Source organism: Neglectibacter sp. X4, assembly GCF_009917365.1.
In the GTDB taxonomy this organism is placed as follows: domain Bacteria; phylum Bacillota; class Clostridia; order Oscillospirales; family Acutalibacteraceae; genus Acutalibacter.
Genome location: NZ_QWLE01000015.1, coordinates 40888 through 54872, shown reverse-complemented (window position 1 = coordinate 54872; position 13985 = coordinate 40888). Strand labels below are relative to the sequence as shown.

17 protein-coding genes and 1 pseudogene are annotated in these 13985 nt (G+C 54.9%); 3 read left to right on the top strand and 15 right to left on the bottom strand.

The features are described 5' to 3' along the window. Positions 1–277: hypothetical protein (locus tag D1841_RS18695; RefSeq protein WP_207709208.1), on the top strand; the 277-nt coding region annotated here is incomplete at its 5' end. On the opposite strand, the pseudogene D1841_RS08000 reads toward D1841_RS18695, so the two are convergent. After that, positions 228–676 (bottom strand): annotated as a pseudogene (locus tag D1841_RS08000) (recombinase family protein); the annotation flags it as partial. The gene D1841_RS18695 and the pseudogene D1841_RS08000 overlap by 50 nt on opposite strands. 144 nt (positions 677–820) lie before the next feature. Further along, the gene (locus D1841_RS19095) at positions 821–892 is read right to left on the bottom strand and encodes a hypothetical protein (RefSeq protein WP_237076263.1); all 72 of its coding nucleotides are present in this window, start codon (positions 890–892) and stop codon (positions 821–823) included. An 80-nt stretch (positions 893–972) separates the two neighbouring features. Between D1841_RS19095 and D1841_RS07990 the strand changes: the two genes are divergently transcribed. Next, entirely contained in the window at positions 973–1329 is a 357-nt protein-coding gene (locus D1841_RS07990) for a DUF6551 family protein (RefSeq protein ID WP_160642758.1), read from the top strand. A gap of 52 nt (positions 1330–1381) precedes the next feature. Here the strand turns inward: D1841_RS07990 and mobC are convergent, their stop codons facing one another. Next, positions 1382–1711, bottom strand: coding sequence for a plasmid mobilization relaxosome protein MobC (gene mobC / locus D1841_RS07985; protein WP_160642759.1), 330 nt, complete (start codon positions 1709–1711; stop codon positions 1382–1384). Next, entirely contained in the window at positions 1708–1884 is a 177-nt protein-coding gene (locus D1841_RS07980) for a hypothetical protein (protein WP_166554241.1), read from the bottom strand. The genes mobC and D1841_RS07980 overlap by 4 nt, the downstream gene beginning before the upstream one ends. Positions 1885–1915: 31 nt before the next feature. Here D1841_RS07980 and D1841_RS07975 point away from each other — a divergent pair, with 31 nt between their 5' ends. After that, positions 1916–2755 (top strand): recombinase family protein, encoded by an 840-nt coding sequence (locus tag D1841_RS07975; protein ID WP_237076261.1) that lies wholly within the window; start codon positions 1916–1918, stop codon positions 2753–2755. A 298-nt stretch (positions 2756–3053) separates the two neighbouring features. Here D1841_RS07975 and sigK read toward each other — a convergent pair whose 3' ends face one another. From sigK to D1841_RS07920, 11 genes are all read right to left on the bottom strand, one after another. Further along, on the bottom strand, positions 3054–3749 hold the full coding sequence (sigK, locus tag D1841_RS07970) for an RNA polymerase sporulation sigma factor SigK (protein WP_347563966.1): 696 nt from the start codon (positions 3747–3749) through the stop codon (positions 3054–3056). A gap of 175 nt (positions 3750–3924) precedes the next feature. Further along, positions 3925–5859 carry a thioredoxin domain-containing protein gene (locus D1841_RS07965; protein ID WP_160642761.1) on the bottom strand — a complete coding sequence of 645 codons (1935 nt, stop codon included), beginning with the start codon at positions 5857–5859 and terminating at the stop codon, positions 3925–3927. Positions 5860–5971: 112 nt separating this feature from the next. Beyond that, entirely contained in the window at positions 5972–6232 is a 261-nt protein-coding gene (locus tag D1841_RS07960; RefSeq protein ID WP_160642762.1) for a carbon storage regulator, read from the bottom strand. Beyond that, on the bottom strand, positions 6204–6683 hold the full coding sequence (gene fliW, locus D1841_RS07955) for a flagellar assembly protein FliW (protein WP_201751265.1): 480 nt from the start codon (positions 6681–6683) through the stop codon (positions 6204–6206). The genes D1841_RS07960 and fliW overlap by 29 nt, the downstream gene beginning before the upstream one ends. 6 nt (positions 6684–6689) lie before the next feature. Next, entirely contained in the window at positions 6690–7304 is a 615-nt protein-coding gene (locus D1841_RS07950) for a DUF6470 family protein (RefSeq protein WP_160642763.1), read from the bottom strand. Between the two features lie 52 nt (positions 7305–7356). Next, on the bottom strand, positions 7357–8760 hold the full coding sequence (locus D1841_RS07945) for a flagellin (RefSeq protein ID WP_160642764.1): 1404 nt from the start codon (positions 8758–8760) through the stop codon (positions 7357–7359). A gap of 29 nt (positions 8761–8789) precedes the next feature. Further along, on the bottom strand, positions 8790–10808 hold the full coding sequence (locus tag D1841_RS07940; RefSeq protein ID WP_160642804.1) for a flagellar hook-associated protein FlgK: 2019 nt from the start codon (positions 10806–10808) through the stop codon (positions 8790–8792). A 33-nt stretch (positions 10809–10841) separates the two neighbouring features. Next, complete coding sequence (gene flgN / locus D1841_RS07935) at positions 10842–11288, bottom strand: flagellar export chaperone FlgN (protein WP_160642765.1); 447 nt, start codon at positions 11286–11288, stop codon at positions 10842–10844. A 3-nt stretch (positions 11289–11291) separates the two neighbouring features. After that, on the bottom strand, positions 11292–11591 hold the full coding sequence (locus D1841_RS07930; RefSeq protein WP_160642766.1) for a flagellar biosynthesis anti-sigma factor FlgM: 300 nt from the start codon (positions 11589–11591) through the stop codon (positions 11292–11294). A gap of 418 nt (positions 11592–12009) precedes the next feature. Continuing rightward, the gene (locus D1841_RS07925) at positions 12010–13056 is read right to left on the bottom strand and encodes a chemotaxis response regulator protein-glutamate methylesterase (RefSeq protein ID WP_160642767.1); all 1047 of its coding nucleotides are present in this window, start codon (positions 13054–13056) and stop codon (positions 12010–12012) included. Positions 13057–13168: 112 nt separating this feature from the next. After that, complete coding sequence (locus D1841_RS07920; protein WP_160642768.1) at positions 13169–13975, bottom strand: protein-glutamate O-methyltransferase CheR; 807 nt, start codon at positions 13973–13975, stop codon at positions 13169–13171. Between the last annotated feature and the right edge of the window lie 10 nt (positions 13976–13985).

Here is a 13985-nt window from a genome sequence, read left to right as displayed (position 1 = left end):
GGTACTTGGATTTGTGGTGAAACCATTGTACCAGAAGGGCTGGCGGGTCTTCAACTTTCATTTTAGTTTACAGTACGTAAAAGAACTAGGGGAGTTAAAGCGGCTGGCAGAAGAGCTGGAAGCAGAGATCGAGGGCTTGCAGGACGCCATAAAGGCCGAAATGACGGCCCAAGATGTGGACACGCTCACCGGGGCCGACTGGAAAGTGACGTGGAAGCCGGTCACCAGTATTTGTCGTTGGGGTCTTTTCGGTAGCCGTAGATGGCGCAGTTGGTAGTGGGCTTGCCCGACTCGCCCTTGACCCGGATAGCGATGCGCTGCTTGCGGCTCAGATCCCGCAAATACCATTCCGACATGATGTTGACGAAAGGAGCGAATTCGCTTGAACTGGGATCATCGCTGTCGATGCTGTTGCCAATGGCGATGAAGCAGACTCCAAATTTGCGAAAGAGAACCTCGTGTAAAATCCTTTCTGGAGGTAATCTCTACCGATCCTGCTCATGTCCTTTGCGAGTACCAGAGCCACTTTCCCGGCCTCAATGTCGGCCACCAGCCGTTTCCACGCCGGCCTGTCGAAATTGCCGCCGGACCATCCGTCATCGATATAGTGGACGATATTGGGAAAACTATGCTGGGCAGCGTAGCCCTCCAGGTGTTTTTTCTGATTTACGATGGAAAGGAGGTACACACCATGAAAAAGCAGACAGAGAAAGACAAACTCACCGCCCTATACGAAAGGCTCTCCCATGATGATGAGAAGTCAAAAGGACGTAAAGCCAAGTTATTTTTTTTGGCATCCATAAGGGATGCCGTTTTTCTATTATTGGATAGCCCCGACAAATTTGTAGTAGATAGTAATGCGCTTTTCCTTTCCCTTGCGGTAGCGCCCCATACCCGGCGTTTCGTAAATCGTAATCCGGTCAATCAGTTCGTGAAACAGTATATCTCAAAGATCGAGGGAGGACACACAGAATGAACACGAAAAATCTCTTTTGTCGGGAAGTCGTGCTGGACAGCCGGGAGCTGGTGATCCCCCGCACTACTTACCAGCGCATCTTGAACGAGGATCGGGTCCGCAGGATCACCGCCGAGTTCGATGAGCGCATCGCCAACGAGCCGAAGGTCAGCAGCCGGGGCGGGCGCTACTATGTCTTTGACGGCCAGCACACCATCGCCGCCCGGAAGTTCCTGAACGGCGGGAAGAACCTGCCCATCCACTGCAAGGTGTTCTATGGCCTGACAGAGAGCGATCGTGTCCCGTCCTTTCCTGTTTCCTGTATACAGTTTACCGCGCCGGCCCGCTGTCCGGCAAGGATGCCGCCTATGTAAAGGGTGCGGACTGCTCCGCGCCCCTTTGCAAAACTTTTGAAGCCCCCAGCCGCTATCGGATGCTGGCAAGGCGGGCAAGGGACTGTCTGGACAGCTCCCATATCTCGTCCAGCCGGGAGCGCAGATCCTCGATGTCCGCCGCATAGACGCTCCCAGTCTCGTTCGCCCGTTTCGCGTACTGGTTCAGGTTGGTGCTGCACCGCTGGAGCAGGACAATGAGCTGGCGCACATCCGTTAAATCCAGCCTCACACAGATACCGTCCAGCGCCATCTTGCGGACATAGGCGCTCATGTTCAGGATGCCGGCCTCCTCCATCTTGGAGCGGATGCGCTCCTTATCTTCAGGGGAGATACGCACCTTCAGTTCTTCCTCTTTCTTCATCCGCGCTCCGGCTCCTTTCCGGGCTTTTTGTCCGGGGGTATCTCCGCCGCCCATTTTTTCAGATCCTCCAGAACAGAGGGCCGTTCGCCCTCACCGACCTCCTCACTGACCTCCGCCTCATCCTGGGAGATGCTCTCGTCCATACTGAGGGCGGCGTCCAGCTCCGCAATCAAAGCTGTTTTCAAGTCCAGGATGGAAAAGGGCTTGCGCTGCTCTGGCAGTGTCTGCTATGGCTACCGCGCTTCCAAAGAAGAAAAAGGCGAGTGGTTGGTTGACGAGGAAGCCGCCGTTGTGCGCCGCATCTTCCAGAGCGTCCTTGCCGGGGAAACCATAGCTAGCATAGCAAAGGCACTCCGCGCCGAGAAAATCCCTATCCCGTCTGAGCATTGGAAGCGGACAGGCGAGCCAGTCCGGGCGGCAAAATACACAGACCCCTACGCATGGTCAGCGACCACTATCGGCTACATACTGAAACGCCCGGAATATACAGGGCGCAAGGTATTGGGGAAAACCGTATGCGAGAACTATAAGACCAAAAGCACCCGCAAGACCGCACCGGAGGAACAGCACGTTTTTGAGGGCGCAATCCCCGCCATTGTGGACGGGGAAACGTGGCAGATCGTACAGAAGATACGGGAAACCGTGCGTCGCGCCCCAAAGCGGCAGAACGCCCCTAACCGCTTGACCGGGCTTCTCTACTGCGCCGACTGCGGTTCAAAACTCACACACCGCTATAACCTTGTGCAAGGGAAATGGATTGAGGACGCTTTCATCTGCTCCGGCTACCGCCATTTAATCCATGACTGCACCATGCACCATATCCCCACGGCTAAAATTGAAGCCGCTAACCTTCCCGTGTGCAAGCTGTTGCAAATCGCATCTAAAGTTAACCCCAACTATGATTATGACTTTGCCTCTGAAATGATGGAGTGCTTTGAGCTGGATGGAAAGAAGAAATTTAACCATCTCTCCCTTGGCATGAAAACCATGGTATCTACGATTATCTGCCTGGCAAGCAAGCGGAAAAGGATGTTGCGTTATTAGAAATTTGTGCTTTGACCTGATGCGCCTGCCCACTACCGACCCAGCTAATGCTAAGGCCATCAACGTGGAGCAGGTTGATTTCGGCGCAGCAAAGGATTGGCATCGCCTGCGGACAGTGCGAAGATATATACCCACAGCATTTTAACAGTTAATTGTAGTTATAAAAGGGCCGATGAATTTATCCTCCGACCCTTTTCTTAACCCCAACCTGCACCAAAATTTCAATGCCTTAATCACAGAACTCTTCATAATAACCGCTATTCAAATTTGATTATATTCCCATATACAATAATATACCCTAATATTCTCCCTCTCCGAACTCTGCCCGCAGCTTTTCCAGAGCTTTTTTCTCAATGCGCGACACGTAGCTCCGGGAAATCCCCAGCCGCTTTGCCACCACCCGCTGGGGCATGGCGGTGTGTCCCAGCAGGCCATACCGCATGCAAACAATATCCTTTTCCCTTTTGCTCAGGGCGCAGTCAATAAACCCATACAGTTTTTCGCTTTTCATGCGCACGTCAATGTTGTCGATAATGGTGTCCTCCACTGCCATGGTATCCATAATGGTCAGGGAATTGCCGTCCTTATCCGTGTCAATAGGTTCATTGATGGAAACATCCTGTGCGCTCTTTTTGCCGCTGCGGAAAAACATAAGAATTTCATTTTCAATACATTTAGACGCATAACTGGAAAGGCGGATCCCTTTCCCCGGGTCAAAGCTGTCAATGGCCTTAATAAGGCCGATGGTGCCGATGGAGATTAAATCTTCCTGGTCGTTCTGGCTGGCGTAATATTTCTTGACAATGTGGGCCACCAGCCGCAGGTTATGTTCAATCAGCGTGCGGCGGGCGCTTGCGCTGCCTGCCGCCATCTCCTCCAGGCATTTTTTCTCCTGGGCGCCGGTAAGCGCCTTGGGAAAAGTGCCGTTTCCCGTGACATGCAGGAACAGGTAAAAAATGTTGGACAGAAAATCTAGTAGCTGTGCGAAAAACACGGCTGCCACCCCCTTTTGTTTCTCTTTGATTTTATGTCCCCCGCTCCATAAAACTGCCTGTACAGCCGGCACATTTAAAAAATCCCTTCCTTCAGAAAAGAAACTGAAAGGGCGTGCCCCTTCGCCTGAGACACGCCCCATTGAAAAACTGTATTTCCGCCGCGGGAAAACCCTTTTACTCTGGCCACCTGTTGGACGGCGGCAGGCACTGGCGCCCCCGGCACACATAGAAGGTAGTCCTGCCCCCTTTCAGGGGATACCCCTGGCCTGGCTCCCGCAGGGTGACAACAGCTTCCGCAGGAAGCGCCAGCGGCAGCTCCTGCCTTTTACGCCTGTCAGCCAGCACTACAGTAGCCTTGGGCGGCGGATCTGTGTTGTCCAGCAAGGCCAGCAAAAACATGGCAAAGCCTGCGGGATACCGCTCTGCCTCTGCTGCCAGGAAATCCAGTTGGCGCTCTGCCAGCCGGATAATCCCCTCCTCCCCGGCAAGCTGCCCCAGCCGCACCAGATTCCAGGCCATCAGGGAATTCCCGCTGGGCATAGCCCCGTCATAGGTTTCCTTGGGCCGGAGGAACAGGCCTTCCTGCTCCTCTCCGTAAAGGGAAAATCCGCCCTTTTCCTTGTCCCAAAACTTGGAAACAGCCTTCTGGCAGAGCATCTCTCCCTGGGCAAGATATTTCCCCTCCAGTGTTGCGCCATAAAGCGCCAACTGTGCGAACACGCCGGCGGCATAGTCATCCAGAAACCCTTTTGCGCCTCGGCGTCCCGCCCGGAAGCTGACATACAAGGATTCCCCATCCCACAAGTGCTCCCAGAGGAAGCGGTCTGCCTTCTTCGCCGCCTCCAGGTATTCCTGCCTGCCGCTGGCCCGGTACAGACGGCACAGCGCGGCAATCATCAAACCATTCCAGGCCGTCAGATGCTTGTCATCCAGGTGGAGGTCATATCGCTCCCTGCGATAGGCATACAAGCGCTTCAAGGCCCCATCAAAGGCGCGATCCAGCGGGTCGCTGCCCAGCAGGTTGGGAATACTTTTCCCCTCAAAGTTTCCGGCTGCTGTGATGTCAAAATGGCTGTTAAACCGTTCCCCCTGTTCCCGTCCCAAAACGCGGATAATCTCCTCCGGCGTAAAAAGGTAATATTTCCCCTCTTCCCCCTGGCAGTCCGCGTCCTGGGCGCTGTAAAAGCCCCCTGCATCCGCAGTCATCTCCCCCATCACATAGTCCGCTGTGCGCCGCGCTGCCAGCAGATACACCTCTTTCCGGGTTATCTCATAGGCTTCGCAGCAGGCTAAAACCAGCAGGGCATTGTCATACAGCATCTTTTCAAAATGGGGCGCTAAAAAGCGCGCGTCTGTAGAGTATCGGCAAAAACCGCCGCCAATATGATCAAACAGCCCGCCCCGGTACATTTGCACAAGGGTCTTTTCCGCCATCTCCAGGCATTCCCTGTCCCCCCGCCTGCGATAATAGGCCAGCAGGAAAAGCAGGTTATGGGGCGAGGGAAATTTGGGCGCGCTGCCAAAGCCTCCATGTTCCCGGTCAAAACTGTGCTTATATTCCCGTACAGCCGTTTCCAGCAGCCCCGGCTCCGCCTTGCCGGCCGCCTGCTCCTGGCGCTTCAGCAGCGCCACGGCTTTCCTGGCATTGTCCAGCAGGGCCGGACGATCCCGCTCCCACTTCTCATGGATCAGCTCCAGCAGCTCCTGGAATCCCACCATGCCGCCCCGGCTGCGCTTGGGGAAATACGTCCCCGCAAAAAAAGGCTCCTTTCCCGGCGTTAAAAAAAGGCTGGCAGGCCAGCCGCCGCTGCCGGTAAAGGCCTGGCAGGCCGCCATATAAACGCTGTCCAGGTCAGGCCGCTCCTCCCGGTCAACCTTGATGCTGATAAACCACCGGTTCAGCAGCCGGGCTGTTTCCGCGTCCTGAAAGCTTTCCCGGGCCATCACATGGCACCAGTGGCAGGTGCTGTACCCAATGCTGAGGAAAACGGGCTTGTCCTCCTCCTTGGCCCGGCGGAAAGCCTCCTCCCCCCAAGGATACCAGTCCACCGGATTCTCCGCGTGCTGAAGCAGGTAAGGGCTTGTCTCATTTTGCAGATGGTTTGCCATAAAAACCCTCCAATATGCGTGCTGTAAAATAGCAGCCTGACTATAGGATAATCCGCAGCAAGGGGGATTATGCAAAAAGAGCGGCGCTTCTCCGCACCGCTCTTTCCCATTTTTATTCTGTTTTTTCTGAAGGCTCCGGGGACTTGTGCTGCAACTGGGTGAGCATAGCCAGCAGCTCCTGGGGCTGGGACTGCTCCTCGGCAGCGTCCCGGTTTTCCTCCATGGCGTTGTACAGCTCACTGCGCAGCACAGGGACTTCCTTGGGCGCGTCAATGGCTATCTGGGCCTCGCTGTCCTTAGTGGACAGCACTGTAATGGTAATATCCTCCCCAATGCGGAAAGACTCACCGCTTTTCCTGCGCAGGATCAGCATCCGCTCCCCCTCCTTCCCCAAACTCGGAAAGCAGGTGGCGCATGCCGTAATCTGTTCCCTCCAATATCACCTGCATCCCCTGCCTAGTTTCATCGTGAATGGCAATGGGGCACTTCAGGTTTACCGTGCTGCTGGAAACCGGGTTCTTCACCACGCACAACACGTAGTAGCACAGCTCCCGGCTGTCCTCCACACCCATAACCTTCAACTCTTCCGGCTGCAAAACAGGCGCATAGCCGCCGTTAAAGGAAAAGGGATTGATGCAGACAAAAGCCAGCTCCGGCGTTTCCACGCTTTGCAGGCACAGCAGGGTGCCGTCGCTGCCGGAAAAAGGCAGCAATAAAAATTCTTTTTCCTCTTCAAAGGCAAAAAGGCCTTTGGGGAAGGACAGCACATCCTCCCGCTCAAAGTCGATTTCACCGAAATATTTGGTGGAAAGCTTCACACTCATACCTCGTTATGCCTGTACGTCTACGTAATTCGGATCTGCCGAAGGCGGCACATACATGCGCCCGCCTACGTATTTGATAATGACCTCAGGGCGCTGCACCACGGAAATTTCAATGTCTCCAGGCTCAAACTCAAAGCCCACGCCGCCGGTTTTCCAGTCAAAGTTCAGTTTATCCATCTCATAGCGGATTTGCATGGTGCCGTCTTCCCACTCCATGTTCACGCCGCCCTTGGGGATGAAATCCAGGCCAAAGTTATTGGGATCCCCTGCGATAAGGGTTTTGTCAAAGTCCTCCGCCGCAAACTGGGTGATAAACTCCTGGCCCAGCTTGGCATTCATACAGATCTGCCCCCGCTGGGCATACGTAGCCGTAGCCTCATAGACAGCCTGTTTGCCCTTCTGCGCGGACTGCTGGATGCTCTGGGGAGCAGTGGGACGGATAGAGCTTTGGGCTTCAAAGGAATCCATCTTCACCTTGATGGGGCGGCTTTTAATGTTCAGCCCGCCCTTGTCCCGGCTAATCTCCACCTCGGCACTGGCATTGTTATACACCAGCCGGGCATTCTTCGTGCGCATTTCAATTTCAATGGGCACAGTTTTTATTTCAATCAACGGTCCCATAGTCCACGTGCTCCCTTCCTCTAAATCTCCGTTTTAGTACATAATAACCCTTTTAGCTCAAATAGTCAAGCAAAGAATTAGATAAAATGCCATTTCCTATTTTCAGCGCGGCATTGTAGGAATACTGCGCCCACATCAGAGCGGTAATGGACTCAGCCGGATCCATATCCTCTGTCCCCACAATCTGATCGTTCAGGGTATCATCCAGCGCTTTCAGGCGGTCTTTATTGCTCTTAAGGAACGCCACATCTGTATCCAAATCCACATGGGTCAGGCTGACCTTGCCCAGCGCGTCCTGGATTTTCTTGGTAAGGCGGTCCATATCCGCCACATTTTCAATTTTCTCCCAGTCGCCGGTATCCTGGTCGGTATTATAAAGCAGCTCGCCTGCCTTTTTCAGCAGTGTGACGAAGTTTCGGGGATCCCCGTCCTCGTCCAGGCCATAGCCGCCATACACGTCCTGGCTGTCGCTGCCGCCCAGATATTTCAGGCCGCACAGGGCAGAGTTAAAGGCTGTGGCAGGCTTGATTTTGCCGTCCGAACCCTCTTCCATACCCATGCCCAAGTCCACGAAAGTGGTCTCGCCCAGCATCTTCTTAATGGCGTCCTGGGCTTCCTTTGCTGCCGCCCGGCCGTCTACATCCTCGTCTTTGCCGGCATTTATAACCTTGCTGCCTGTGGGCTGGCCCGCCGTATTTTGCGCCCCGCCCAGTTTGCCTGCCTGCTGGGCCGTAAAGACAATGCCGTCTCCAGCAGCGTTTACAGAGGCCGTCCAGCCCTGCACATTGGTGTTGTAATCCGCCGCAAAATCTGCCAGGATATCTTTTAAATCTTTTGTCACATCCGCAACAACAAAGCTATAGCCACCTACGTTCATCGTATCACTATTGCTTGCAGGCTTAGGAACCGGCGCAGTTTCGCAAACAGCTTTTTCGCCGTCAAACCGCGGATCATTGGGGTCTGTGTCCACCTTAATGCCCCGGAAGGTCAAATCCCCGTCATCGTCCCAGGCAAAGGGGGCGCGCAGGCCGTCTGCCCCGGCAAAGATGTATTCATCGGCATACTTAGAGTTCATGGTAAACACGATAGACTCCGCCGTAGCCATCAGAGACTGGCCCAGGGCCTTGCGCCCGGAAGCCGTAGAATCGGTTTTGCCGCGGAGGACGGAATATTCGCCCAGTTCCCGGCCCAGATCATTATAGACCTTCTCCAAAGCGTCCCAGCCCTGGCTGAACTTGCCGGAAACCGCGTCGTTGTTGCTTATCTGGGCCTCTGTGTTCCACCGCGCCCGGCGAAGCTGGAAAGCCCGGCTGGCGGCGGCAGGATCCTCAGAATAAGAGTTGAACCGCCGGTTTGTCATCATCTTGTTGCTGGCGTCAGCAAGCCCCCGGTACGTGCGCTGGAGGGTAGATTTATAGCTGTACATTGTGCCGTTTGTTGTTATGCGGCGTACCATATTGAAACACCTCTTTCAGTTAGAATTTTTTATCTGCCCGCAATGCCTGTGCCGGTAACAAGCCTCTCCAGCATCTCGTCTATTGTGGTAAGCAGGCGGCACGCCGCCGTATAAGATTTCTGATACTGCATCATGTTCACTGTCTCATCGTTCAGATCCACGCCGGAAACACCTTGCCGGGCCAGATACAGATCCTCGGAGGCCACGCTGTAGTTGTCCAGGGATTCCTCCGTAGCTTTCTTATCAACACCCAGCGTGCTGTTTATTTTGTTCTGCATCCCGAAGAAAGTCCCCTCAAAATATGCCTTGTCGCCGTCATATGCCTCCGGGTTATCAACAATATCGTTGGGCTTGAACTGGAACTTCTGTTCCATCATGGCTACAAAGTGGTTCAGGTTGTCGTTGTTAGTGGTCTGGTTAAGGATCGCGTCCGGATCCTTGGTGTTCACAATATGCACCGCATTGGTAGACCAGCTCTTGGAAATAGACAGGTTTTTGGCGGTAATACCCTCCGTGTCGTCGCCCTCGCCGCTGTTGCTGAACAGCACGCCGGCCTTCATGGCAGCATATTCCTTTTCATATTTCGGGTCAAGCCCAACGTTATCCATCCAGCCCTCATTTTTTTGGTCAATAGCCGGAGGGTGCGGGACGGCATCAGGATCGCTTGCATAAAAATCATAAATAGGGTTCCCGTCTGCATCTATTCCCACCTCTTTGTGCCAATAGAATTCCGGGTTCCGCAGGGGATCAACCGTATTCGCGTCATTCATCCACTTGGCAAAAATATTTGCCAGATGGTCGATAGCCTTTTCATAATAGGGGATGCCCCGCTTGGTGGTGCAGTCCTTGTCAATTGCCACGTCAGCGTCAGTGGAATATTCGCCCTTCTCCGTCAGGATCTCCCTGGTGGACTGGAGGGAGCCATACATATAGTTGTCGCCCACAGCGGTATAAAATTCCCCGTCCTGCTCAATATGGGTAAGATCATCCTTAATCCTGTCCACATCCCCAGGCTTAATATGATCCCGGCGGTCTTTCAGCACAGAAACCTGCAGGCGGTACAAGTCGTCCTCTTCGGCAGGATCCACTGCCTCCATAACAGCAATCGGGTTGCCGTCTTTATCCAGCGCTGCCTGCGTTTTGTCCGTTATCTCATTGCCATCCTTGTCATACCACAGAGGATCGCCATTCGCAGCCTTTTTCTGCTCCCGCAGCTGCTGGATGGAAATCTGCGCACCATAAATGCCGTCAATGAGGGGAATGCCGCCCATGACGCTGTTCTTATCCGCCATCTCAATCTTCAGCTTTTCCACAGTCATGCCCGCGCCGATGTCCTCATCGGTATAGGTAACGTGGATGCGCATATATCCGGAAAGCTCGTCAATCAGGGCATTGCGCTCGTCTTTCAGTTCCAGCGCGTCGCCGCCATGAATCTGTTCCTTGCGGATCTGCTCGCTTAAATCCCGGATGCCAGTAAGTACCTTGTTTACCCTGTCCACGTCCTGGCGGTATGCAGCCGCGTGGTTCTTCTTCAGTACCTCTATCTGATCCGCGTAGTCATTGAACCACCGCACCACAGCTTCCGCCGCGCCGCGGGTGATGCCGTCATACTCATCCCGGCCCGCGCCGGAGGTGTTCAGATTCTGGAGCTTCTCGAACAAGTTGTTCATGGCCAGATACAGCACGCCGTCCTTATTTTCGCCCATGCCCACCTCGTCAAAGATGCCGGCAAGCTCCTGCAGGCCTGCCAGCTTGGCGTCAGCGGCGCCCACGTTGGACATTTCATTGCGGTAGCGGATGTCCAGGTATGGATCCCGAAGCTGGGAAACGCCGGTGACTAAAGCGCCTGCGCCCACCCGCACGTCGGAACTCATGGTGTAGTGATCCACGCCGCCTACATGCAAAGCCTTCTGGTTCAGCACCTGCCGGGTGTAATTAGGCGTATTGATATTGGAAATATTGTTGCCCACAACCTCCAAAGCCTTCTGGGAAGCGTATATGCCCAGCCTTGCGGTGCCGAAAGTGCCAAAGGTCGATATATTGCTCATGTTTTGTTTTCCTCCTTGCCTGCTGTGCCGGGCCTATGCCCGGATATCCGTTCTCATGTTCGGGGGGGCTTCCCCCGGGGCCGGGGCCTGGTTTTCCGGCATCATCTTCTCGATGTCCCGCAGCGCCCCTTCCATCACTGTGCGCGCGGCAGTTGCCGCGCTTTGATACCGGGTAAACTGTATTTGCAGCGCTTCCACGGCTTCCTTTGCCTGGCGGTGCATATCGTCCGGATAGTGCTGGTAAAGCTGGTTCAGCGGCACATCCTGCAAGCCCATTTCCGCCAGAAGCTTTCCCCGCTTCAGCTCAATGCCCCGCAGGGACAGGGCCAAAACCTGCTCCCGCTTCATGCACTGGTCTAAAACCTCCAAATCGCCCTTGCGGGTCGAGTCAACCTTTTCCCGGGCGATGTCCGCAAGCTGGCTGAGTTTGCCTGCCAGCTCCTCCAGCAGCTTGAGATACTCCCCATGGGGTTCCTTCACAGCCTAAACCTCCCCCAGCAGCAGCATTTTCCGGGCAATGTTCCCGGCGTCTATTTTATATTCCCCTGCCTGCACCTGGTCATGGAGCGCGCTGATCTCGCCTGTAGTGGTGGCGGTGCGCACATCCTGGGCTATGCGGCTTTTCATTTCCATCATAAAGGGGTCGTTCTCGTGGGAGCTGATGGTCACGCTGTCATATTTTCCACCCGCCTGGCCAGCGCGCGCTGCCGCGGCCGGGCGAACGCGCCCAGCCCTTACAGGGCCGCCTACCGGGGCTATGCCGTTTCGGGAAATTTCTATCATATACGTCCCTCTTTTCTGCCTGTTATAGCCTGGTTTCCCGCATATTCTTTCCGCAGTCTGTTTTCTGTCTATATAAAACATCGGATAGCCTTTTGGAAAAATTAAGGGCTATCCGATAATAATCTTCCCTGTATATGCCTGAAAATGCCTTGCAAGCCATAAAACTTAAAAATCCCCAGGTTCTGTCCCGCCCCCGCTTTTCAGGCGGGATGCCGCCTTTTAAGCCCTGCGTTTTCTTTCTGAAAGCGGCCGGCAAAAGCCCCTGCAAACAAGCGTATTCCCTGCCTTCCAGAAGAAAACAGGGAATACGCTTGCAAAAATTTTTGCCAATTTCCAAGAAGGAAATACTTTTTATTATCATATAATTCGCAGCGCAAAAGCAGCACTGAACAAACTGCGGGCTACAGGAAAACAAGCCTTAGTGCGCGCTCATTTTCAACCGGCGCATCAGCACGCCGGCAATATTCTCGCAGGAAGCCTGTTCGCACACCCCGCCCTTTTCATAGGCCACAGCCGGCATCCCGTACACCACGCTGGATTCTTTATCCTGGCCAATGGTATAAGCGCCTTTTTTCCGCATGGCCAGAAGGCCTTCCGCGCCGTCTGCGCCCATGCCTGTCATAATGATGCCTACCATTTTGCAGCGGACATTTTCCGCCATGGAATGGAACAGCGCGTCCACAGAGGGGCGGTGCCCGCTCACCCGTTCCCCCTGGGTGCAGGTGACGAAATATTCCCCTCCTGCTGTGCGGTTCACCCGGCACTGCAGGTCAGCCGGGGCCACCAGGGCCACGCCCTTCTGGATCCGCTCCCCGTTTACCGCCTCCCGCACTTCCATGCGGCACAGGCGGTTCAAGCGCTCCGCATACATTTTGGTGAACCCTGGGGGCATGTGCTGGACAATCACCATGCCGGGAATATCCTCCGGCAGGCGCTTCATCACCTCCAGGGTGGCCTCCGTCCCTCCGGTGGACGCGCCCAGGCCCACAATGTACTGGGGGGCCATGCCCAGCAGCACCGGGGGGGCCAGGGGCACATCCGGCTCTTTGATAAGCCGGGGGCGGCGCACCTTGGCGCTGGCCGCCACAACCACCTTCTGCACCAGGGACATGACAAACTGCTCTTTGCTCTCCGCGCCGTCAGGCTTGCGCACAAAGTCTACAGCCCCAGCGTGGAGCGCGTCGAACACCTTCAGGTTCAGCGACGAAACCAGCACCACTGGCAGCGGGTGTTCCGGCAGCAGCTTCTTCAAAAACTCTATCCCCGTCATGCCGGGCATCTGCACATCGCAGGTCATCACGTCCGGGTTTAACTGTTCCACTTTCCGCTGGGCGTCCATAGCGTTGATGGCATAGCCCACCACTTCCAGCCGGGGCGAAGCCTCCAGGGCGTCTATAATGGTTTTTCTGGCTACAATGGAGTCGTCTACCACCAGGACCCGGATCTTTTTTCCCAATGCGTTCATCCTCTTCCTCCTTACGCGGCGACGCCCGCCGCAAAATAAAATGCCAAAAAGCGCAAAGCGCCCTGCCCTGCTCCCACATTCCGGAGACAGGGCCTGCGCACTGCGCTGTATGCTATTTTTTTCTGAATATGGAAGTTGCCACCCGCCCGTAGGGGGTGTCAGGAGACAAATTTTCCGCCTTGCTGATGACCAGATAGCCGCCGGGCACAGTGGCGTCATAAAACCTTCGCACTAAGGCGTCTTTGGTGGGCTGGTCAAAGTAGATCATCACATTGCGGCAGAAAATCAAGTCAAACTTGCGCCGGAACTGGATGGGATCCATCAGGTTGAACTGCCGGAAAAGCACGTTCTGCTTTACCTTGGGCGCTACAGTATACTGATCCGTTTTCCCTTTCACTGGCACAAAATACTGCTTGCGCCACTTCTCAGGGATGGTGTCCGGCAGTTGGTATACGCCGGCCTTGGCCTTGTTCAGGGCCTCCAGGGAGAGGTCGCTTGCCAGGATGCGGGTATCCCACTGGCTGTACTGGGAGCCGAGATAGTCCATGATATACATGGTCATGTTATACGGCTCCTCCCCGGAGGAGCACCCCGCGCTCCAGATGGAAAGGGTTTTGTCCCGCTGGTGCGCCCGCACCAGCTCCGGCAGGATGGTGCCTGTGAAATAGTCGAAAGACTCCACTTCCCGCATGAAATAGGTATAGTTGGTGGTAAGGCGGGAGAGCAGGGCATTGATATCGTCCCCGGTGCCGCTTTTCAGCAGGTAGTCCACATATTCCGTAAAGCCCCCAAAGCCCATGCCTTTTACAGTGTTCGCCAGGCGGCTGGTGATAAGCTGCTTTTTCTCGTGCAGGTCTATCCCGTATTTCTGCTTTACGAAGCTGACCAGACGGTGGAAGTCGGCCTCGGAGATAGCCATGGCGCCGGGA